This window comes from Ruegeria sp. BG9, from assembly GCF_056538305.1.
In genome coordinates this window covers 115839-136489 of sequence record NZ_JBQFSY010000008.1, presented here as the reverse complement: position 1 = coordinate 136489, position 20651 = coordinate 115839, and the positions used below count along the sequence as shown (strand labels likewise).

At 59.4% G+C, this 20651-nt stretch carries 20 protein-coding genes; 6 read left to right on the top strand and 14 right to left on the bottom strand.

The genetic code is table 11. The features are described 5' to 3' along the window. Nucleotides 1-65: 65 nt before the first annotated feature. Nucleotides 66-2033: a protein meaA gene (locus ACR0I8_RS14905; protein WP_170691481.1), complete on the bottom strand. Its 1968-nt coding sequence runs from the start codon at nucleotides 2031-2033 to the stop codon at nucleotides 66-68. A gap of 144 nt (nucleotides 2034-2177) precedes the next feature. Between ACR0I8_RS14905 and ACR0I8_RS14900 the strand changes: the two genes are divergently transcribed. The 6 genes from ACR0I8_RS14900 to ACR0I8_RS14875 all read left to right on the top strand — a co-directional run bounded on the left by ACR0I8_RS14900 (nucleotide 2178) and on the right by ACR0I8_RS14875 (nucleotide 9087). Then, nucleotides 2178-3566, top strand: coding sequence for a 1-acyl-sn-glycerol-3-phosphate acyltransferase (locus ACR0I8_RS14900; RefSeq protein WP_170691479.1), 1389 nt, complete (start codon nucleotides 2178-2180; stop codon nucleotides 3564-3566). Nucleotides 3567-3677: 111 nt separating this feature from the next. Further along, nucleotides 3678-4964 carry a crotonyl-CoA carboxylase/reductase gene (ccrA, locus tag ACR0I8_RS14895; RefSeq protein ID WP_170468948.1) on the top strand — a complete coding sequence of 429 codons (1287 nt, stop codon included), beginning with the start codon at nucleotides 3678-3680 and terminating at the stop codon, nucleotides 4962-4964. 363 nt (nucleotides 4965-5327) lie between these two features. Next, nucleotides 5328-6047 (top strand): LuxR family transcriptional regulator, encoded by a 720-nt coding sequence (locus ACR0I8_RS14890; RefSeq protein WP_170642782.1) that lies wholly within the window; start codon nucleotides 5328-5330, stop codon nucleotides 6045-6047. Between the two features lie 83 nt (nucleotides 6048-6130). Next, nucleotides 6131-6769, top strand: a complete 639-nt coding sequence (locus tag ACR0I8_RS14885) for an acyl-homoserine-lactone synthase (protein WP_170691477.1) — start codon at nucleotides 6131-6133, stop codon at nucleotides 6767-6769. Nucleotides 6770-6829: 60 nt separating this feature from the next. After that, nucleotides 6830-8362: an AAA family ATPase gene (locus ACR0I8_RS14880; protein ID WP_170691475.1), complete on the top strand. Its 1533-nt coding sequence runs from the start codon at nucleotides 6830-6832 to the stop codon at nucleotides 8360-8362. Further along, nucleotides 8359-9087 (top strand): SDR family oxidoreductase, encoded by a 729-nt coding sequence (locus ACR0I8_RS14875; RefSeq protein WP_170691472.1) that lies wholly within the window; start codon nucleotides 8359-8361, stop codon nucleotides 9085-9087. Before ACR0I8_RS14880 ends, ACR0I8_RS14875 begins: the two co-directional genes overlap by 4 nt. 3 nt (nucleotides 9088-9090) lie before the next feature. On the opposite strand, the gene ACR0I8_RS14870 is transcribed toward ACR0I8_RS14875, so the two are convergent. The 13 genes from ACR0I8_RS14870 to trpS form a co-directional block, all read right to left on the bottom strand. Then, nucleotides 9091-9858, bottom strand: coding sequence for a TIGR02186 family protein (locus ACR0I8_RS14870; RefSeq protein ID WP_170691471.1), 768 nt, complete (start codon nucleotides 9856-9858; stop codon nucleotides 9091-9093). 2 nt (nucleotides 9859-9860) lie between these two features. Then, on the bottom strand, nucleotides 9861-10781 hold the full coding sequence (locus tag ACR0I8_RS14865; protein ID WP_170691469.1) for a sulfite exporter TauE/SafE family protein: 921 nt from the start codon (nucleotides 10779-10781) through the stop codon (nucleotides 9861-9863). Nucleotides 10782-11038: 257 nt separating this feature from the next. Then, on the bottom strand, nucleotides 11039-12007 hold the full coding sequence (locus ACR0I8_RS14860) for an ABC transporter permease (protein ID WP_170691467.1): 969 nt from the start codon (nucleotides 12005-12007) through the stop codon (nucleotides 11039-11041). Beyond that, nucleotides 12007-13101 carry an ABC transporter permease gene (locus ACR0I8_RS14855; protein ID WP_170378926.1) on the bottom strand — a complete coding sequence of 365 codons (1095 nt, stop codon included), beginning with the start codon at nucleotides 13099-13101 and terminating at the stop codon, nucleotides 12007-12009. Before ACR0I8_RS14855 ends, ACR0I8_RS14860 begins: the two co-directional genes overlap by 1 nt. A 1-nt stretch (nucleotide 13102) precedes the next feature. After that, nucleotides 13103-14632 (bottom strand): ABC transporter ATP-binding protein, encoded by a 1530-nt coding sequence (locus ACR0I8_RS14850; protein ID WP_170691465.1) that lies wholly within the window; start codon nucleotides 14630-14632, stop codon nucleotides 13103-13105. 84 nt (nucleotides 14633-14716) lie between these two features. Next, entirely contained in the window at nucleotides 14717-15715 is a 999-nt protein-coding gene (locus tag ACR0I8_RS14845; RefSeq protein ID WP_170378922.1) for a BMP family ABC transporter substrate-binding protein, read from the bottom strand. Between the two features lie 157 nt (nucleotides 15716-15872). Beyond that, nucleotides 15873-16286: a GNAT family N-acetyltransferase gene (locus tag ACR0I8_RS14840; RefSeq protein WP_170691463.1), complete on the bottom strand. Its 414-nt coding sequence runs from the start codon at nucleotides 16284-16286 to the stop codon at nucleotides 15873-15875. Further along, the gene (tsaB, locus tag ACR0I8_RS14835; RefSeq protein ID WP_170691461.1) at nucleotides 16283-16870 is read right to left on the bottom strand and encodes a tRNA (adenosine(37)-N6)-threonylcarbamoyltransferase complex dimerization subunit type 1 TsaB; all 588 of its coding nucleotides are present in this window, start codon (nucleotides 16868-16870) and stop codon (nucleotides 16283-16285) included. Before tsaB ends, ACR0I8_RS14840 begins: the two co-directional genes overlap by 4 nt. Next, nucleotides 16860-17423: a NifU family protein gene (locus ACR0I8_RS14830; protein ID WP_170462695.1), complete on the bottom strand. Its 564-nt coding sequence runs from the start codon at nucleotides 17421-17423 to the stop codon at nucleotides 16860-16862. The genes tsaB and ACR0I8_RS14830 overlap by 11 nt, the downstream gene beginning before the upstream one ends. A gap of 69 nt (nucleotides 17424-17492) precedes the next feature. Continuing rightward, a complete protein-coding gene (locus tag ACR0I8_RS14825) occupies nucleotides 17493-18086 on the bottom strand; it encodes a 2-hydroxychromene-2-carboxylate isomerase (RefSeq protein WP_170691459.1) in 594 nt (197 codons plus the stop codon). 6 nt (nucleotides 18087-18092) lie between these two features. Then, nucleotides 18093-18548: a universal stress protein gene (locus ACR0I8_RS14820; protein ID WP_170378913.1), complete on the bottom strand. Its 456-nt coding sequence runs from the start codon at nucleotides 18546-18548 to the stop codon at nucleotides 18093-18095. A 65-nt stretch (nucleotides 18549-18613) separates the two neighbouring features. Continuing rightward, nucleotides 18614-19477: a branched-chain amino acid aminotransferase gene (locus ACR0I8_RS14815; RefSeq protein ID WP_170691457.1), complete on the bottom strand. Its 864-nt coding sequence runs from the start codon at nucleotides 19475-19477 to the stop codon at nucleotides 18614-18616. A 59-nt stretch (nucleotides 19478-19536) separates the two neighbouring features. Beyond that, entirely contained in the window at nucleotides 19537-20565 is a 1029-nt protein-coding gene (gene trpS / locus ACR0I8_RS14810) for a tryptophan--tRNA ligase (protein ID WP_170691455.1), read from the bottom strand. Between the last annotated feature and the right edge of the window lie 86 nt (nucleotides 20566-20651).

The window sequence follows — 20651 nt, the reverse complement described above, 5'->3', positions numbered from 1 at the left end:
ACACGCCGATATAGGCTATTCCCTTGATTTCGGGAATAGCCATCAAGAGTTTTTCAAAACGGGTGTTATTCGGCGGCGATTTCCTGCGGATCCACCAAGGCGACGATGTCGCCCATGATTGCGTTCAACTCGAAATTCTTTGGGGTGTAGATTCTGGCAACGCCAATTTTTTTTAAAGCATCTGCGTCATCATCCGGAATAATCCCGCCGACAATGACAGGTACGTGCGATAGGCCTGCCTGTTTCAGGCGGGTCATTACGTCTTCAACCAGAGGCAGATGACTGCCAGACAGGATCGACAAACCGATCACATGGGCATCATCTTCGGACGCGGCTGAGACGATTTCTTCTGGCGTCAGGCGAATGCCCTCATAGCTGATATCCATGCCGCAATCGCGGGCGCGGAAGGCAATCTGTTCGGCTCCGTTGGAATGGCCATCCAACCCCGGCTTGCCGACCAGGAATTTCAAACGACGCCCGAGCCGGTCACTAACCGCATCGACCGACGCGCGCAGCTCCTCCAACCCTTCGGTCTTGTTCGAGACCGAGCCGGACACGCCGGTTGGGCCACGGTATGTGCCGTAGACCTTGCGCATTTCCTCGGCCCACTCACCGGTGGTGACACCTGCTTTCGCTGCAGCGATTGAGGGCTCCATGACATTTGTACCGCTCTGCGCTGCCTCACGCAGTGCTGCCAAGGCCGCTTTGACCGCAGCGTCGTCGCGTTCCGCGCGCCAGTCGTTCAGACGGTCGATCTGCTCCTGTTCCACTGCCGGGTCCACAACCATGATCCCGCCATCTTCGGTTTGCAGAGGCGAAGGTTCGCCATCAACCCATTTGTTCACTCCGACCACGATTGTCTCGTTCCGTTCGATGCGGTTCAGGCGTTCTGCATTGGAATCGACCAGTCTGGATTTCATGTATTCGATCGAGGCCACGGCACCGCCCATAGAGTCGAGATTGGCCAACTCGGCGCGCGCGCCTTCCTTGAGTTCTTCGACCTTGGCATCAACCGCCGGATTCCCGTCGAACAGATCGCCATATTCCAGCAGGTCCGTCTCATAAGCCAGAATCTGCTGCATGCGCATCGACCACTGCTGGTCCCACGGACGGGGCAAGCCCAAAGCCTCATTCCAGGCGGGCAACTGAACGGCACGGGCGCGCGCCTTTTTCGAAAGGGTCACGGCCAGCATCTCGATTAGGATGCGGTAGACGTTGTTTTCCGGTTGCTGTTCAGTCAGCCCAAGCGAGTTCACTTGAACGCCATAGCGGAATCTGCGGAACTTGGGGTTCTCAACACCATAGCGTTGTTGAAGGATTTCATCCCAAAGGTCGACGAAGGCCCGCATTTTGCACATTTCGGTGACAAAGCGGATACCTGCATTCACGAAGAAGGAAATGCGCCCACACAGGGCAGGGAAGTCCTCGGCAGGCACACGCGGGCGTAGTTCGTCCAGCACTGCGATGGCTGTGGCGAGTGCGTAGGCCAGCTCCTGTTCCGGTGTCGCACCGGCCTCTTGCAGGTGGTAGGAACACACGTTCATCGGGTTCCATTTTGGCACGTTGGTATAGCAATACTCGGCCACATCCGCGATCATCTTCAGTGACGGCTTTGGCGGGCAGACATAGGTGCCGCGGCTGAGATATTCCTTGATCAAGTCATTCTGAACAGTGCCTTGCAGCTTTGAGACATCCGCGCCCTGTTCCTCGGCCACGGCGATGTAAAGCGCCAGCAACCATGGGGCTGTCGCGTTGATCGTCATCGAGGTGTTCATTTGCTCTAGCGGAATCTGATCGAACAGCACCCGCATGTCGCCCAGATGGCAGATCGGCACACCCACTTTGCCGACCTCACCGCGCGCCAGTGTGTGGTCGCTGTCATAGCCTGTTTGAGTCGGCAGATCGAACGCCACCGACAGGCCAGTCTGACCTTTGGCGAGGTTGCCGCGATACAGCGCGTTCGAGGCTTTGGCGGTGGAATGACCGGCGTAGGTTCGGATCAGCCAGGGGCGGTCTTTCTGCATCTGCGTCATGGGCGGGCCTCGTGTTTCGGTGAGCAACAAAATTACGTCTACGGGTTCTAAATCGCAATTTTCAGGCATTGTCAATTCGCTGCGTTGCGGCATATGCAAATTGTCTAGATTGTGAGCCGTCTCGTTTGGTGGCAGTGTGGCCCGATGTTGAGAACCGTGGAACTTCCGCTGTGGCTATTCCTGTTGATCGTGGTCTTTGCCATGGTCACTTTTGCCTCGCATTTTCTGTTCCCGTCTGTCCGCTGGTTCTTTCGCCGCAGGCTTGAGAGGGCGGTCTCTCGGTTAAACAAGCGCCTGCAGCGGCCGATCCAACCGTTCAAACTGGCGCGGCGGCACGACATGATCCAGCGGCTCATCTATGATCCTCAGGTCGGGCAAGCGGTGCAGCAGCATGCCCATGACGAAGGTATCCCCGAAGCCGTTGCGTTCGAACAAGCGCGCCGATACGCGCGTGAGATCGTGCCCTCCTTTTCGGCTTTTGCCTATTTCAGCTTTGCCATTCGCCTGTCCCGATTGCTGAGCAACGCGTTCTACAACGTGCATCTCAGCTATAAGGATGAAAGCGCGATCAAGGATATCGACCCCGAAGCGACGGTTGTCTTTGTGATGAACCATCGCAGCAATATGGACTATGTTCTGGTCACCTATCTGGCGGCGCAGCAATCCGCCCTGTCCTATGCCGTTGGCGAATGGGCAAGGGTTTGGCCGCTTAGTCGGTTGATCCGCGCGATGGGCGCGTACTTCATCCGTCGCAAATCAGGCAGCGAGCTGTATCGCCAGGTTCTGGCCAGCTATGTCCGGCACGCGACCGAAGCGGGTGTAACGCAGGCAATGTTCCCCGAAGGCGGGCTCAGCCTGACCGGCGCTTTAGGGCGCCCCAAGCTGGGTTTGTTGAAATATATTATCGACGGCACCTCGCCCGAGGGGCGCGATGTGGTGTTTGTGCCGGTGGCCCTGAACTATGACCGCGTGCTTGAGGACACGATCCTGACGCGCGCCGCCCTCGGAACCGATCGACGTTTTCGCGCGCGGATCGGGGTGATCACAAGCTGGGTTCTCAAGCAAATCTGGCGTCGGTTGATCGGTCGCTACAAGCGGTTCGGACTGGCCGCGGTTCGGTATGGTAAGCCGATCTCGCTGAAAGACTTTGAGGCACGAGCCGGTGATGACGTCATGACCGACCTCGCCCGCGCGTTGATGAAACGGATTGGCGCAGCGATTCCCTTGGTGCCGGGGCCGGCCGCGTGCTGGCTGCTGCGCGAGAATGGCCCTATGCCCGAACAAGAGGTGCGGAGTCGTATCCGTGCCCTCATGGAAGCCGATGGTCTGGCGCTGGCGGAATCAGAGGACGCCATCACCAGCGCTGTGGATCAAATGGTCGAACGGCGCATTCTGACCCTTGAAGACGGGGTTTTGAATCTGTCCGGGCAGCGCGAGGATCTTTTGGATTATTATGCAGAGTCAGTACCAGAACAGGTGAAATCCGCCAATGCTGCGCTCGCGAAAGATGTTTCTGCACCCGCTGGGTCATAAAATTACAAAAATAGACCAAAGATGGTTGCAATGTTGCGCAACCCCTCCTATCCCTCTGTAGGAGAGGCGGCGATTCTGCGCCGCGGCAAAGATATTGAAAAGGAGGCCAGCATGGCTTTGGACACCGAAAGCGGTATCGCGTCGTACGAGGCACCCGAAAAGGACCTCTATGAAATGGGGGAAATCCCTCCGATGGGGTTTGTGCCCAAGCAGATGTACGCCTGGGCGATCCGCAAAGAGCGTCACGGAGAACCAAATACTGCGATGCAGCAGGAAGTGGTTGATGTTCCCGAGTTGGACAGCAACGAGGTTCTCGTCCTCGTGATGGCGGCGGGCGTCAATTATAACGGCGTCTGGGCCGCTTTGGGCCAGCCGATCAGTCCGTTTGATGGCCACAAGGCCCCGTACCACATCGCTGGTTCGGATGCGTCGGGCATCGTTTGGGCCGTGGGTGACAAGGTCAAGCGCTGGAAGGTCGGCGATGAGGTGGTGATCCACTGCAACCAGGACGATGGCGACGATGAGGAATGCAACGGCGGCGATCCGATGTACTCGCCCAGCCAGCGCATCTGGGGCTATGAGACCCCAGACGGGTCGTTCAGCCAATTCACCCGCGTGCAGGCGCAACAGCTGATGCCGCGTCCCAAGCACCTGACCTGGGAGCAGGCGGCATGCTATACCCTGACGCTCGCTACGGCCTACCGGATGCTGTTCGGGCACGAACCTCATGACCTGAAGCCCGGCCAGAACGTTCTGGTCTGGGGTGCCTCGGGTGGTCTGGGCTCTTACGCGATCCAGTTGATCAACACGGCTGGTGCAAATGCGATCGGCGTGATCTCGGACGAAAGCAAACGGGATTTCGTGATGGGGCTGGGCGCCAAAGGCGTTCTGAACCGCAAGGACTTCAACTGCTGGGGTCAGCTGCCAACGGTCAACACGCCCGAATACGCCGAGTGGTTCAAAGAGGCCCGCAAGTTCGGCAAAGCGATCTGGGACATCACCGGTAAGGGCAATAACGTTGATATGGTGTTCGAGCACCCCGGCGAAAGCACCTTCCCAGTGTCGACCTTCGTGGTGAAAAAGGGCGGCATGGTCGTGATTTGTGCTGGGACCACCGGGTTCAACTGTACCTTCGACGTGCGCTACATGTGGATGCACCAGAAGCGCCTGCAGGGGTCGCACTTTGCGCATCTGAAGCAAGCGGCAGCCGCCAACAAGCTGATGGTCGAACGCCGTCTGGACCCCTGCATGTCGGAAGTGTTCGCGTGGAACGACCTGCCCGAAGCGCATATGAAAATGCTGCGCAACGAGCACAAGCCGGGCAACATGTCGGTTCTGGTTCAGGCCCCGCGCACCGGCATGCGCACTTTGGAAGAGGTCCTGGACGCGCGTCCATAAGCCCATCCTGAAATAGACAAAAACACCCGCGAATCGGATCTTCGATACGCGGGTGTTTTGCCTTCTGGGAAAGCCCTTTTTTGTTTCAACAGGTTGGAATTTTGCCCCTCACTATTTTTGGGGAGTAGAAACCGGTGAATAGGTCAAAAAGATCGCACATGCTATGGTTGTGTTAACACTTCGTTAACTGTTTCAGAGAGACCCTTATGGCGCAAAATGAGTGGATACTGGACGTATTGTCGGACCTCAACGCGTTCGCTGTTGCGAATGGGTTGACTGCCTTGGCCGAACAGCTGGACGACACCAAGCTGATTGCCGCAGCCGAGATCGCGTCCATGACAGATAAGGCACGGGCGCCCGCGGATGGGAACAGAACTCGATTTGGGTCAGATCCTGAAGGATTTGGAAAACACCAGCACGCTTGATGAGCTTGGCTCGGTCGCCACTCGCCTGCGCGACTGTCTGAAAGTCGAACATCTGACATATCATTGGGTGGATGCCGCCGGGGATCAGTACGGCTATACCACCTATTCCGATGCCTGGGATGAACGGTATCGCGAAAAAAACTATCACCGCATCGACCCTGTGATACTGGGGTGTTTCCAACGATTTCACCCGGTTGATTGGAAATCGCTGGACTGGTCCGGCAGGGTGTCCAAAGCGTTTCTTCAGGATGCATTGGAACATGGGGTGGGCAATCAGGGTTATTCGATCCCGATCCGAGGGCCGAACGGGCAGTTTGCGCTGTTCACCGTCAATCACAGTTGTGACGACGGCACCTGGCAGGATTTCATCTCGACTTTTGGCCGAGAATTGATTCTCGTGGCGCATTACATCAACCGCAAAGCACTGGAGTTTGAAAAGGACAGGCAGCCTGAAGCGACCCGAGGTCTGTCTCCGCGTGAAATTGATGCGATGACGTTGCTTGCGCAGGGCTTCAGCCGAGCGCAGGTTGCGCATTCGCTTTCGATCTCGGAACACACTCTTAGGGTCTATATTGAAAGCGCGCGCTCGAAACTGGGTGCGCAAAATACGACGCACGCCATCGCGACCGCGCTCAGCCGTGGGTTAATAGTCGTTTAAGCAACGTACGGTCTTAGAACAGTAAATTAACCACGAGTTCGTACCCCTTTCGTTCCTGCACAGGACGACAAGGGGAATTAGTCATGTTGCGTTACTTGTATGCTGATGAGCTGCATGAATTTCCAGTTTTGGCCGACGGGATGTTTCGCGATCGCGCGGATCAGTTCAAAACCCGGCTGGGATGGGACGTTTACGTCAATGAAAAAGGTGAAGAGCGGGATCAATACGATGATCTCAACCCGCTCTACGTGATTTGGGAGGAACCGGATGGCAGCCATGGCGGCTCAATGCGGGTTCTGCCTACCACTGGCCCGGTCATGGTGAACGAGGTGTTCGGTCATCTCAACGAGGGCGAGCCGATCTGCAGCCCTCTGATCTGGGAGGTCACGCGCTTTTGCCTATCGCGCACAGCCAGCCCTCATACGGCGGGGGCTATTATGCTGAGCGGCGGTGAAATGATGGAGGGGTTCGGTCTGACTCATATCGCCGGCGTCTTTGATGCGCGGATGATCCGGATCTACCGCCTGATTGGGTCGTCGCCAATTGTGTTAGGGTCCGAAGGGAAAGGGCGCGATCAGATCTCGGTTGGTTTGTGGCCGTATTCCGCGGATGATTGCAACCGTGTGGCGGATCGGGCGGGCATCCCGCGCGAGCTTTCGCGCCTGTGGTTCAGAACCGCGTTCGGCCCAGCCAAACAGCACCGGTTTGCGCTGTCGGCCTAGGGCCTTGAAAACCCAAATCCGTATCTGGTGAAGGGTGGCGCGGCCCTGTAGGGTCGCGCCATGTCTTTGCCCAATGTGACCTTCTCAGAAGATCAGGCCGCCGCCTATGACAGCATCGCCGAGATGCTGCGCTCTGCCGGGGTGGACCTTGAAGATGATGCCCTGCTGAAACTGCCGGGACACGGTGAATCGGGTGTTATGGCCGTGATCGGCAAGGCCGGTTCGGGCAAGACCCTTTTGCTGGCGGAATTGTACAAGGCGCTGGCCGAGACGGGCGTTCACATCGTCTCAGGCGACTATGAAAGCCGCAAGTCTCGTGACAAGCGCAGTCTTGCGATTCTGGCCCCCACGAACAAAGCCGCGAGCGTTTTGCGCCTGCGCGGGGTACCCGCGACGACCATCCACCGGATTCTCTATACGCCCGTCTACGACCCTGAATATGAGCGCATCGCCGAATGGCTTGAGGGCAATGACGAACGGCCCGAAATCGAAGGCCTGACGGATGAGGCGCTGGACCGGGCGGCTGCCTTCTACCAGAACAACAAGTCGATCCCCGGTGCTTTGGCTGCCGCGGGTCTGCGCGGGTCGGATTTCATCACTGGCTGGAAGCGCCGGGAAGAGCCGCTGGACATCGGTTTTGTCGACGAAGCCTCGATGCTGGATGACCGCCAGTTTGATGATCTGAAGGAGATCTTCCCCACGTTGCTGCTGTTTGGCGATCCAGCACAGCTGGCGCCGGTCAACCAATCCGGCAGCATGGTATTCGAAACCCTGCCCGAGCCGCGCAAGCTGACCCTGCATCGCATACACCGTCAGGATGCCGACAATCCCATCCTCGATCTGGCCCATGCGCTTGCTGACCCTGCCATGGGGTTTGAGGATTTCGAGCGTCTGGTCGAAGACACCGCGCGTCGCGATGACCGTGTGGTCTGGGGGCAGAGGGTCGAGGTTGACCTAATGGCCCGCAGCCCGGTTCTGGTCTGGCGCAACGCAACGCGCATCCGTCTGATCCAGGCCTTCCGGCAGGTCCATGGCGCGCCCGAAACGGAGCTGCTGGAAGGTGAGCCGCTGATCTGCGACGGGATTGAGTTGCCTCTGAAACACCGCAAGAAACGGCTGGATCTTGAGGCGCGCGGCCTGATCAAAGGCGCGCAGGTCGTTTATCTAGGGCCGGGGCGAAAACCCGGTTTCTCGCGCCTGCATGTCATGGGTGCCGAGGACCCTCAGGTCAGTGCGGCGTCGATTGTGCAGATCGAAAAGCCGGATGAAGAGGAACCGTTCATACCCTATGCCGCGCGTATGGGCGCGACCTTTCTGCATGGGGCGGCGGTGACCATCCACAAGGCGCAGGGCTCGCAATGGGACACGGTGCAGGTCTTTGCGCCGGACATCTACGCCGCTGCCCGCATGGGTCGGACCGAGGCCGGGCAGCCCTTGTGGAAACGACTGGCCTATGTTGCCATCACCCGCGCGCAGGAACGCTTGATCTGGGTGGTGCGCAATCGGTTGTCCAAACCCACCCATCCTCTGCGCGTCGATGATCTGCGTGCCATTCCGGCGACGACCCTGACACTGGAGGCTGAAGAGATATGAAATCCATCCTCATAACCGGCGCGAGTTCCGGGATCGGAAAGACTACAGCAGAGCTGTTTCTGGCTGAGGGCTGGACCGTCGGCCTGCTTGCCCGCAGCGAAGACAAACTGACGGAACTGGCCGAAGGGCATCGCAACGCCATCCCTCTGGTTGCGGATGTGACGGATCCGGTGGCGGTTGCGCGCGCCTTTCGGTCGTTCTCGAACAGGGCCGAACGGCTGGACGTTCTGTTCAACAATGCAGGCATCTTCGCACCCGGCGGTACGATTGATGAAATCGCGTTGGAGGACTGGTACCAAAGCGTCAACGTCAACCTCAACGGTATGTTCCTGAGCGCGCGTGAGGCGTTTCGGATCATGCGTCATCAAACCCCACAAGGCGGACGCATCATCAACAACGGCTCAATCGCGGCTTATGTGCCGCGCCCGAATTCGGTGCACTATTCTGCAACGAAACACGCCATCACCGGGCTGACGCGCAGCCTGTCGCTGGATGGGCGCGATTTTGGCATTGCCTGTGGTCAGATCGATATAGGGAACGCCCGCACCCAGATGGTGCAGGGGCTGGTTGATGCTGCGATTGCCGATGGTACGACGCCCGATCCGACTATGGATGTGGAAGACGCTGCCAAATCGGTGCTGCACATGGCCAATCTGCCGCCCGAGGCCAATGTGCAGTTCATGACCGTGATGGCCACGACCATGCCCTATATAGGCCGGGGCTGAGCGCTACTTTTCGCGGAGCAGACGGAAAGCTGTCGAGGCCCCCCAACCAGCGGCAATTGCGATGACCAGTGACATCAGCCCGTACCAAACGGGCTGCTCGCGGGACATATTGTAGAGAAACCGCTCCAGCCCCACTTTGCGCACGTCGATTGTGGTTTCGTATTGCGACACCACATTGCCGCCCCGCGTCAGGAAAATGCGCGCGGCATAGTCGCCTTCGGTCAGGTCGGCGGGCATGTCGATGGAAGTACGGAACAGGGTTTGTTCATCCACGGCAACCGTGTTTTCGCGGATCGAATACAGGCTCTCGCTTTCGCGAATGCGTATCACGGCATCGGCAAAGTCCTGAGCGGCCTCGATATGCATGGCCGCCCCAACCGAGCGGATGGCCCGTTCGATGGAAACCCGATAGCGCAGATCCTCGGTATTGGTGAGGATTTCTTTGAATGGCCCGCTGGTGGCAACAGCGTAGAAGCTGGGGGCCAGATCGACCTCGACGCTGTCGGTGTTCACCCAGATTCCTAACTTGCGCTCCTTGCGGCGCACGGTCAGAGGCTCGGACGGGCCTGCAACGGTGACGATCACCTCAAGCGGAGGGCCTTCGGGGATCGGGGCTTCGCGCTTGATGGCCCCGAAGATCAGAATCTCGGACCCGTCGAACGTTGCGGTAATGGCAACCCGGTCCTGGCTAAGTCCCAAGACCACCTGCTCTTCCGCGGCAGCGGCGGGCAGGCAGAACAGGCACAGGGCGGCGATCAATGAGCGGACCATGATCAGTGCCCCCCGCTAGCGCCAAGCGAATACAGCTCGGACGGTTCCAGAAGCAGATCAAGCGCGAGCTTGCCGCAAACGACCAGCACAAGTGCTGCCAGCAAAACTCGCAACTGCTCGGCTGGCATCCGGGCGCCGATCACGGTTCCTATCTGAGCCCCAATAACGCCGCCGACCAGAAGTAGCACGGCCAGAACCACGTCCACGGTGTAGTTCGTGGTGGCATGCAACATTGTCGTGAAGGCGGTTACGAAGATGATCTGGAACAGGGATGTCCCGACCACAACCTTGGTGGGCATGCCCAGCAGATAGATCATCGCGGGCACCATGATAAAGCCGCCGCCGACGCCCATGATCGCGGACAGAACGCCTACGCAGAGGCCGACCAGAACTGGAGGGATGACCGAGATATACAGACCCGAGGTGCGAAAGCGCATCTTGAAGGGCATCGCATGGACCCAGCCGCGCTGACGGCGCTTGGCAGGTGCCCCTCCGCCCTTCTTGGCCTTGCGCAGGGCGCGCAGGCTTTCGACAAACATCAGGCTGCCGATCACGCCAAGGAAGACGACGTAGCACAGCGTCACCAGCAGATCGACCTGGCCCAAGCTCTTGAGGTAGTTGAACACGACAACGCCAAGCGCGGCCCCGATGAGGCCGCCGATCAAAAGCACCGTGCCCATCCTGAAATCGACCGTCCTTCGCCTGAAATGAGCCAGAACGCCCGAGAAGGACGAGGCGACGATCTGGTTGGCTTCGGTCGCGACGGCAACTGCCGGAGGGATGCCGATAAAGAACAGAAGCGGCGTCATAAGGAACCCACCGCCGACGCCGAACATGCCCGACAGAATGCCGACCATGCCTCCGAGCCCTAGCAATAGAAAGGCGTTTACGGAGACTTCGGCAATCGGAAGGTAAATTTGCATGGCATGCTCTAGTCGTATTGAGTTCGGCTGTGCAAAGCGGTGGACCCGCCGGCATCGGAAATGCGTGCAGCCTGAATATCGGGCGCTGCGGTCACAGGCCTACCACCCGTCTTTGGCAAATACGAGAGGAGGTTTGCACTCTTTTCTATCAGAGGAAACACGCACATACCCTCTTAGAGCGGTTGCGGCATGCAAAATCAACTCTGCATGCCGCTCTGCAGCGAACAGGACCCAGAATTGGCCCTGAACTGGACTTATCAGCGTTCTTTCACGTAGGGCTCGCCACCGGCGCGGGGCGGAACTGCCTTGCCAACGAAGCCCGCAAGAATCACCACGGTCAGGATATAGGGCAGGGCGTCCATCACCTGCACAGGGATCACGATGCCGCCCAGATCGATGTTCTGGAACCGCAGCGCGATGGCCTGAAGCAGACCAAACAGCAAACAGGCCCACATCGCGTGCCAGGGCCGCCATTTCGCAAAGATCAGCGCCGCCAGTGCAATGAAACCGCGACCAGCTGTCATTTCCTTGACGAACCCAGCCTGCAGGGCGGTCGCAAGATAGGCCCCGGCGATACCGCAAAGCACGCCGCAGATGGCTACAGCCGCAAAGCGCAGGCCGACGACCGAGACGCCGGCAGTATCCACGGCAGCCGGGTTTTCACCCACAGCGCGCAACCGCAACCCGAACCGGGTGCGATAAAGGATCCACCACGTCGCAGGCACCATCAGGAAGGCGATATAGACAAGGATCGAATGGCCGGACAGCAGCTCGGAGTAGATCGGGCCGATGAAGGGCACGTCGCTCAGCGCTTCGGCGAAGGGGAAGTTGATCGGCTCAAATCGGCCTTGCCCGAACAGCGACGGGGTGCGCCCGCCCTGTTGGAACCAGCTTTGCGCGATCAGAACCGTCAGGCCTGAGGCCAGGAAGTTGATCGCCACGCCAGAGATCAGCTGATTGCCTCGGAACGTGATCGACGCTACGCCGTGTAGTGCCGACAAAACCAGAGACGACACGATCCCCGCGAGCAATCCCAACCAGACCGAGCCGGTCACTGCAGCAACAGCGGCCGAGAAGAAGGCCGAGATCAGCATTTTGCCCTCAAGCCCGATGTCGAAGATCCCGGCGCGTTCGGAATAGAGGCCCGCAAGACAGGCCAGCAGCAATGGTGTCGCCAGGCGGACGGTGGAGTCTAGAACCTGGATCAGTGTTACGAACGAATCCATCACTGAGGCTCCTTCCGCAGGGCAAGGAACAGCTTTTCAAGCGGCATCCGCACCATGTTGTCCAACGCTCCGGTAAACAGGATCACCAGCGCCTGAATGACGACGATCAGCTCACGCGGGATGGATGTCCACAAGGCCAGTTCGGCACCGCCTTGATAGAGGAAGCCGAACAGAAGCGCCGCGAGGAACACGCCGAACGGGTGCGAACGGCCCATCAGCGCCACGGCGATCCCGATGAAACCCGCGCCTTCGGTTGAGTTCAGAACCAGACGCTCTGCCTCACCCATCACGTTGTTGATGGCCATCAGACCAGCTAACCCGCCCGAGATCAGCATGGCGATGATGGTGATGCGAACCGGCGAGATCCCGGCATAGACGGCACCGGTTTCCGAATGACCATAAGCCCGAATTTCATAGCCCAGCCGGGTGCGCCAGATCAGAGCCCAGACCACGAAACAGGCTATGATCGCCACGAAGAACGAAATATTGGCCGGTGCGCCGCGGAACATCACGTTCTCAGCGGTTGAGAACATGGATTGGAAGGTCGGCAGGTGTACTGCCTCGGGGAAGCGCGCTGTTGCCGGGTCCTGCGAGCCTTGCGGGCGCATGACATTTACCAGCATGTAGTTCAGGAAGGCGGCTGCGATAAAGTTGAACATGATCGTGGTGATCACGATGTGGCTGCCACGTTTGGCTTGCAGGTAAGCCGGGATTGCGGCCCATGCTGCGCCAAATACAGCGGCCCCCAGTCCTGCAGCGATCAGAGCGATGCTCCAATGCGGCCAAGGGATGTAGAGACACACCATCGCCACTCCAAGGCCGCCCAGCATGGCCTGACCTTCGCCGCCGATGTTGAACAGCCGTGCGTGAAAAGCCACGGCCACCGCGAGCCCAGTGAACATGAAGTTGGTCGCGTAGTAGAGCGTATAGCCCCAGCCATAGGTCGACCCCAGCGCGCCTGTGACCATCAGGTTCACGGCCTCAACCGGGTTCTCTCCGATGGCGAGGATCACCAGCGCCGACAGGATCGTGGCCAACACCAGGCTGATGATGGGGATCAGCACGACGTCGGCCCATTTGGGCATTTTTTCCATCTTACGCGGCCTCTCCCGCAACACCGGCCATCAGCAGGCCCAGTTCTTTTTCATCTGTCTCATGGGGCAGACGCTCACCCATGATATGTCCGTCAAACATCACGGCGATCCGGTCAGAGAGCGAGAAGATCTCCTCCAGCTCGACCGAGACCAGCAGGATCGCTTTGCCTTGGTCGCGCAGGGCTACGATCTGTTTGTGAATAAATTCGATCGCGCCAATGTCGACGCCGCGGGTCGGTTGGCCGACCAGCAACAGGTCTGGGTTCCGCTCAATCTCGCGCGCGACGACGATTTTCTGCTGGTTGCCTCCGGAAAAGCTTTTGGCGGTCAGCCAGCCGTTTGGGGGACGCACATCGAATTTCTCGATCTTTGCTTCGGTGTCCGCGCGAAGGGCGGCGTTGTCCATGAACAGGCCGCGCTTGTAGGCCGGGTCACGGTGATAGCCGAAGGCAACGTTTTCCCAAGCATGGAAATCCATGATCAGACCTTCGCGCTGACGGTCTTCCGGTACATGCGCGATGTGCTGCGCGCGACGCGCCTGACCATCAGACCCGGCCCCGCTGAGGGGCAAGGGCGTACCGTTCAGCTTGATCGAGCCCTGACCGGGGCGCATCCCACCCAGAACTTCCAACAATTCCGACTGGCCGTTGCCCGCGACGCCTGCGATGCCGACGATCTCACCGGCGCGCGCGGTCAGGTCGATGCCTTTGACACGTTCAACACCTGCGGCATCGAACACGCGCAGGTCTTGGACCTCAAGAATGGGTTTTCCGGGCTGCGCGGGCACCTTGTCGACCTGTAGCAGGACCTTGCGGCCCACCATCAGTTCGGCCAGATGCTCCGGGCTGGTTTCGGAGGTTTTGACCGTGGCCGTCATCTCTCCGCGCCGCATGACCGAAACGGTATCGGTGTTCTCCATGATCTCGCGCAGCTTATGCGTGATCACGATGATCGTCTTCCCTTCGGCCCGAAGACGGTCGAGGATGCGGAACAGCTGGTCGGCCTCGGCCGGGGTCAAAACGCCGGTGGGCTCATCAAGGATCAGGATCTCGGCCTTGCGATACAGCGCCTTGAGGATCTCGACCCGTTGCTGCATGCCCACGCCGATCTCATCGATGCGCTTGTCGGGATCGACGAACAGCTCGTACTCTTCTTCCAGCGCTTTCAGCTCTTTCCGGGCTTTGGCCAGAGACGGGGCCAGCAGCCCGCCATCCTCGGCGCCCAGAACAATGTTTTCAAGAACGGTGAAGTTTTCGACCAGCTTGAAGTGCTGGAACACCATCCCGATACCCGAGGCGATGGCCGCCTGACTGTCTGGAATGTCGGTCTTGGTGCCGTTGATCCAAATCTCACCTTTATCGGCTTTGTAGAAGCCGTAGAGAATGCTCATCAGCGTGGATTTGCCCGCACCGTTTTCACCGATGATCCCATGGATCGTGCCGGGGGCGACGCTGATGGAAATGTCTTTATTGGCCTGAACCGGCCCAAAGGCTTTGGAAATCCCTTTGAGCTCAATGGCGGGGACTGTCATGTCTTGTCCTTGGGTTGCCGAAGGGCCGCGAAGTTCGCGGCAGAGTGGGACCGAGGCGGAGGTCACCCCCCGCCCCGTGCGATATCAGAACTGCAGCGCCGGGCAGCTGTCGTTCTCGTAGTAGCTGACAACGGAGATGTCGCCGTTGATGATCGCTTTGCGTGCTTCGTCCACGGCGTCGTTCATACGAACCGAGACCAGCTCTTTGTTGTTCTCGTCCATGGCAACGCCTACGCCGTCCTCGGCCAGGCCCATGGCGAATACGCCGGTTTCCAGATCTTCACCCGCTTTCATCGCGTCATAGACGGCCACGTCCACGCGCTTGAGCATCGAGGTCAGAACCTTGCCCGGGTGCAGGTGGTTCTGGTTGCTGTCCACGCCGATCGACAGGATGCCTTCATCCGCTGCGGTCTGCAGAACACCAACACCGGTGCCGCCTGCGGCCGCATAGATCACGTCGGCGCCTTGGCTGATCTGCGCTTTGGTCAGCTCGGACCCTTTAACCGGGTCGTTCCATGCGGCAGGTGTTGTGCCGGTCATGTTGGCAACAACATTGATGTCGGGGTTCACGGCCTTGGCGCCTTGCGCATAGCCGCAACCAAAGTGGCGGATCAGCGGGATATCCATGCCGCCGATGAAGCCGACAGTGCCCGACTCCGACGCCATTGCAGCCATCATACCAACAAGGTACGAGCCTTCGTGCTCGGCAAAGCCGATCTGACGGATGTTCGGGGCGTCCAGCCAGGTGACGTCAACCGCGACGAACTTGGTCTCAGGATAGTCGCCGGCAACGGCAGACAGCGGATCGGCCATGGCGAAGCCCATGGTGATCACCGGGTTCGCGCCAGCTTCGGCGAAACGGCGCAGGGCCTGTTCACGCTGTGCTTCGGACTGAAGCTCGATCTCGCGATAGGTGCCGCCGGTTTCGTTGGCCCAACGCTGTGCGCCGTTATGTGCGGCTTCGTTGAACGACTTGTCGAACTTGCCACCCAGGTCAAAGATCAGGGCCGGTTCGGCCAGTGCGGCACCAGCGGTCAGAGCGACGGCGGCGGCAGCGCCCATCAAGGATTTCATCAGGGTCATTTGGTACTCCCGTTGTTTTTGTCGGTTCGAGGTTAAACTAGCCTCGTTTACCCACCTATAGCGAGCATAACCGTTGTGATGACGGGAATTAAGGCCGTATGCAACAGGCATGGTCAACTGATTTTTGACCACTTGGTCTAAAAAGTGGGATGTAGGGCTACGGTAGGGGGCGTTCCATCACGATTGCGTCGCAATTTGAGGCGGAATCCCGTGTATAGTAGCCTTTTCGCCTCCCGCATGGGCTGTATCCGAAGCGCTCATAGAGCGCGATAGCGGCCCCATTGTCAGCCGCCACGTCAAGAATCGCACGCGCTGCACCGAGGTCGGCAGCTAAGGCGTGCCAATTTTCCATGCAGGCTGATGCCAATCCCTGACGCTGATGCATAGGGTGAGTCGCGATGGTCAGCAACTCGGCTTCGCCCGTGACTACCTGAAACAGAGCAAAGGAGTTGGGGTCTCCGACGACATGGGTGAAGCGGTTTTGCAGCAGGTCTTCGAACTCGGCAGCCGTCCACGGGCGCGCCTGTGTGAAGGCCGCAGCGTGGGTCAGGGCCATGTCTTCCGGGGTCATTCGTCCAGCAGCATAGGAGGGAGGTCGCGAGAAGGCGCCGCATCCGCGGGGCGAATATAAAGCGGTGCGGGTGGGTCTGTTTCCGTGCCGTATCGGCGCGCCGCGACATGGGCGATGGCCTGAACATGCGCGTTTGGGTCCGTGGCAGTGAAGAGGGGGCCAAGCCCCTCGGCCTCGGCTCGAGGCATCAGGCGTGGGCCTTCGGAGGTTTGCATATAGACCTGATCGCGTGGGGCTGAGATTGCGGACAGGTGACCGTCGGGCATGATCTCGGCCAAAGCGTCAAAACCTGACACGCCGACGGCCGGGATGTTCAAACCCAATGCAAGCCCGCGCGCCGCTGAGACTGAGATTCGAATGCCGGTGAAGTTTCCCGGTCCTACGCCAACACCAGTGGCGTCCAGGTCTTTCCAGCCAAGACCTGCCTCAGACAGAACCTCCTCCAGCAAGGGCATCAGGCGTTCGGCTTGCCCGCGTGACATGGCCTCGGCCCGCGTGACGACAATTTCAGAGCCACGCAACAAAGCGGCCGCGCAATGCGCGGCCGATGTGTCAAATGCCAGCAGCGTCGGTTCAGACGGCAACGGGGCGAACCTCGGTCACTTCGGGAATGTAGTGGCGCAGCAGGTTCTCGATCCCCATTTTCAGGGTCAGGGTCGAGGACGGGCAGCCCGCGCAGGCCCCTTGCATGTGCAGGTAGACCACGCCGCGGTCAAAGCCGTGGAAGGTGATGTCGCCACCGTCCTGAGCCACCGCAGGGCGCACGCGACTGTCCAGCAGGTCCTTGATCTGATCGACGATTTCCGAATCCTCGCCGGTATGTTCGGCATGGCCGGATGCCGGCGCCGCCTCGGCTCCCATGACGGGCTGGCCGGATTGGTAATGCTCCATCACCGCGCCGAGGATGCTTGGCTTGATGTGGTCCCAATCGACGTCATCCGCCTTGGTCACCGTGACAAAGTCATTGCCAAAGAACACGCCGGTCACGCCGCTGACCGCAAAGATGCGCTGGGCGAGGGGCGATTTTTCGGCCGCTTCTGCGGATGGGAAGTCGGCTGTGCCTGCCTCAAGCACCGTCTGGCCGGGCAGGAACTTCAAGGTTGCCGGGTTCGGGGTGGATTCGGTCTGAATGAACATGAGGCAGCTCCGTTTTCGTTGCTTCTGATATGCGGGCAGCCGCCGTGGAAGTCAAGATTTGGAACCGTTCTAAATTGCGAGAGCGTGGTTTATCGCGTCAACCAACCGGTCGTCACCCCAGAAAACCTCATCCCCGACGACAAAACTGGGTGCGCCGAACAAGTCGAGTTCTTTGGCGCGGCTGGATTGAGCAAAGAGCGCCGCTTTGACCTGCGGGTCTTGCGATTTGTCCATAAAACCGGCGGGCAGACGTGCGGCTGCAAGACAATCGGTCAATGTCGATGCGGCCGAGATGTCGCGGCCCTCACCGAACTCGGCCATGTAGACGGCACGGGCAAACGCGGCCCGCTGGTCCTGGGCCTCGATGGCGACGGCCAAACGCGCAGCCGTCAGAGAATTCTGCGGAAACCGATCAGGGTGCTGAAACGGCAGCGCGCGCGCGGCGCATAAACGCTCCATATCGCGCCACATGTAGCGGCCCTTGGCGGGGTAGATCGTGAATGGAGACGTGTTCCAGCCCTGTTCGGCAAAGATGGGCCCCAAAAGAAAGGGCTGCCAATCTATGGGCACCCCCTTTTCAGCGGCCAGTTGCTCGATCCGCATCGCGCTGAGATAAGAATAGGTTGAGGCGAACTCGAACCAGAACTGAACGGGTGCTGCCATGGTGCCTCAGGTAATCTCTTCCAGTTTTTCCTTGCTCAGATCACCTGGCACGATGGTGATCGGGATCGGCATGCTGCCCGAGTTCTTGGTCAGCTGAGTTACCAGCGGACCCGGCCCTTTCTTGTCGGTGCCGGCGCCCAGAACCAGGACCCCAATCTCCGGGTCGGACTGCACGTGTTCGATGATCTGTGCAACCGGATCGCCTTCGCGAATGGCCAATTCAGGCTCAACGCTTTGCTTGTCGCGCATCCATTTGGCGAAGACTTCGAAATGGGCGTGGATGCGTTCGCGGGCCTCTTCGCGCATGGTTTCGGCCACACCGATCCAGTGATTGAATTCATCCGGCGGGATCACCGACAGGATTGTCACGCCGCCGCCGGTATGCGCGGCCCGCATCGCGGCAAAACGCATGGCGTTCAGGCATTCGCGGCTGTCATCCAGAATGACGAGAAACTTGCGCATTTGGGTCCTCTTGATTTTCTGGGATCATGCCCGACCGATAGCGTGCTGGCAACTCGGGTAAATCCCTAGCGCTCGCTTGCTGCCCAATCCCAGTAGAGCGCGCGGGCGCGACGGGCGATAGGGCCAACCTGATATTGCGTGTCGTCCAGAGCGGTCACGGGCGTCACCTTGTTCATGTTGCCGGACATGAACACCTCATCCGCCGCATGGAAATCATCAAAGCTGAGGACTGACTCATGTACATTAAAACCATCGGCGCGCAGGTTCTTGATGTGCCGTGCGCGCGTGATCCCGGCCAGAAAGGTGCCGTTGGGCATGGGGGTAAAGACCTCACCGTCTTTGGCCATGAAGATATTGGCCGTGGCGGTCTCGGCCACATTGCCCATCGCGTCGGCGACCAGCGCGTTCGAGAACCCTTTGGAGCGCGCCTCAGTCAGCATCCGGGCGTTGTTCGGGTAGAGACACCCGGCCTTGGCATTCACCACGGCGGATTCCAGTACCGGACGGCGGAACCGGGTGGTCGTCAACGTGACCGAGGCCGTTTCGGGCGCCATTGGGATCTCTTCGAGACAGATGGCGAAACCGGTAATGTCTTTCTGGGGCACGATGGCCGTGACGTCTCCGTGGATGCCCCAATACATCGGGCGGATATAGACAGCCTGATCCTGGCTATAGGATTGCAGCCCCTCGCGCACCAGATCGACCATCTGTTCCGGCGTTACGGTCGGGGTCAGCATCAGCGCTTCGGCCGAACGGTTCACGCGGGCGCAATGGGCCAGCAGGTCAGGAGCCATGCCATCAAAGTAGCGCGCGCCATCAAAGACCGAGGACCCCAGCCACGATCCATGATCCGCCGCCCGCATGATCGGTGCGTCCCCTTCATGCCATTGGCCTTCGAAATAGGTGCGGATATTCTTGCCGACTGCCATAGCGCCCTCCCTTAGCTTTCGGCAAACCTAGGAGGGCGTCAGGCGAAGGTCCAGTGCAATCAGCGCGATGCAGCGCCGACCATGCCCACAATCTCGTAGGTTTGTTTCAGGATCGGCGCGGCAATCGCGCGCGCCTTTTCCGCACCACGGGCCAGGATCTGGTCAATCTCGGACTGCTCGCCCATCAGGCGGGCCATCTCGGACGAGATCGGGGACAGTTTTTCGACCGCCAGTTCCGCAAGCATCGGTTTGAACTCACCGAACTGCTTGCCGCCAACCTCGGCCAGCACCTGCTCGGCCGAGCTGTCGCTGAGCGCGGCGTAGATATTGACCAGATTGCGCGCCTCGGGACGATCTTCCAAACCGTCGACTTCTGATGGCAGGGCGTCCGGATCAGTCTTGGCCTTACGGATTTTCTTGGAGATCGTGTCGGCATCGTCGGTCATGTTGATCCGACTCATGTCTGACGGGTCAGACTTGGACATCTTCTTGGAGCCGTCACGAAGGCTCATGACCCGTGTGGCCGCCCCTTCGATCACGGGTTCGGTGACCGGGAAGAAGTCGACGCCGAAATCGTTGTTGAATTTGATCGCGATGTCGCGCGTCAGCTCAAGATGCTGTTTCTGGTCCTCACCCACAGGAACATGGGTCGCGTGATAGATCAGAATGTCCGCGGCCATCAGCGCCGGATAGGCAAACAGGCCCAGCGAGGCGTTTTGCGTGTTCTTGCCCGCCTTGTCCTTCCATTGGGTCATGCGCTGCATCCAGCCCATCCGGGCAACGCAGTTGAAGATCCACGCCAATTGCGCGTGTTCGGGCACCTGGCTTTGGTTGAACAGGATGGATTGTTCTGGGTCGATGCCCGCCGCAATATAACCCGCGCACAATTCGCGCGTGTTGTGCGACAAGGCGGCGGGGTCCTGCCAGACGGTGATTGCGTGCAGGTCGACCATGCAATAGATGGTTTCGAACTCTGGCCCCTGCATATCCACAAAGCGCTTCATCGCGCCCAGATAGTTGCCCAAGGTCAGCCCGCCCGAAGGCTGGATGCCGGAAAACACGCGCGGCGTGAATTGGGTCTGGGTCATCGAAGGGAACTCCCGTCTGGAAAAATCAGCCCTCGTCGCTTACCCATGAGGCCAAGGGACGTCAACAGCCGCGAAAGGCCAGCCCA

Coding starts and splice junctions, on each gene's coding strand:
- ACR0I8_RS14905 (WP_170691481.1), bottom strand. CDS start 2,033: ATGACGCAGATGCAGAAAGACCGCCCCTGGCTGATCCGAACCTACGCC.
- ACR0I8_RS14900 (WP_170691479.1), top strand. CDS start 2,178: ATGTTGAGAACCGTGGAACTTCCGCTGTGGCTATTCCTGTTGATCGTG.
- ccrA (WP_170468948.1), top strand. CDS start 3,678: ATGGCTTTGGACACCGAAAGCGGTATCGCGTCGTACGAGGCACCCGAA.
- ACR0I8_RS14890 (WP_170642782.1), top strand. CDS start 5,328: ATGGGAACAGAACTCGATTTGGGTCAGATCCTGAAGGATTTGGAAAAC.
- ACR0I8_RS14885 (WP_170691477.1), top strand. CDS start 6,131: ATGTTGCGTTACTTGTATGCTGATGAGCTGCATGAATTTCCAGTTTTG.
- ACR0I8_RS14880 (WP_170691475.1), top strand. CDS start 6,830: ATGTCTTTGCCCAATGTGACCTTCTCAGAAGATCAGGCCGCCGCCTAT.
- ACR0I8_RS14875 (WP_170691472.1), top strand. CDS start 8,359: ATGAAATCCATCCTCATAACCGGCGCGAGTTCCGGGATCGGAAAGACT.
- ACR0I8_RS14870 (WP_170691471.1), bottom strand. CDS start 9,858: ATGGTCCGCTCATTGATCGCCGCCCTGTGCCTGTTCTGCCTGCCCGCC.
- ACR0I8_RS14865 (WP_170691469.1), bottom strand. CDS start 10,781: ATGCAAATTTACCTTCCGATTGCCGAAGTCTCCGTAAACGCCTTTCTA.
- ACR0I8_RS14860 (WP_170691467.1), bottom strand. CDS start 12,007: ATGGATTCGTTCGTAACACTGATCCAGGTTCTAGACTCCACCGTCCGC.
- ACR0I8_RS14855 (WP_170378926.1), bottom strand. CDS start 13,101: ATGGAAAAAATGCCCAAATGGGCCGACGTCGTGCTGATCCCCATCATC.
- ACR0I8_RS14850 (WP_170691465.1), bottom strand. CDS start 14,632: ATGACAGTCCCCGCCATTGAGCTCAAAGGGATTTCCAAAGCCTTTGGG.
- ACR0I8_RS14845 (WP_170378922.1), bottom strand. CDS start 15,715: ATGACCCTGATGAAATCCTTGATGGGCGCTGCCGCCGCCGTCGCTCTG.
- ACR0I8_RS14840 (WP_170691463.1), bottom strand. CDS start 16,286: ATGACCCCGGAAGACATGGCCCTGACCCACGCTGCGGCCTTCACACAG.
- ACR0I8_RS14830 (WP_170462695.1), bottom strand. CDS start 17,423: ATGTTCATTCAGACCGAATCCACCCCGAACCCGGCAACCTTGAAGTTC.
- ACR0I8_RS14825 (WP_170691459.1), bottom strand. CDS start 18,086: ATGGCAGCACCCGTTCAGTTCTGGTTCGAGTTCGCCTCAACCTATTCT.
- ACR0I8_RS14820 (WP_170378913.1), bottom strand. CDS start 18,548: ATGCGCAAGTTTCTCGTCATTCTGGATGACAGCCGCGAATGCCTGAAC.
- ACR0I8_RS14815 (WP_170691457.1), bottom strand. CDS start 19,477: ATGGCAGTCGGCAAGAATATCCGCACCTATTTCGAAGGCCAATGGCAT.
- trpS (WP_170691455.1), bottom strand. CDS start 20,565: ATGACCCAGACCCAATTCACGCCGCGCGTGTTTTCCGGCATCCAGCCT.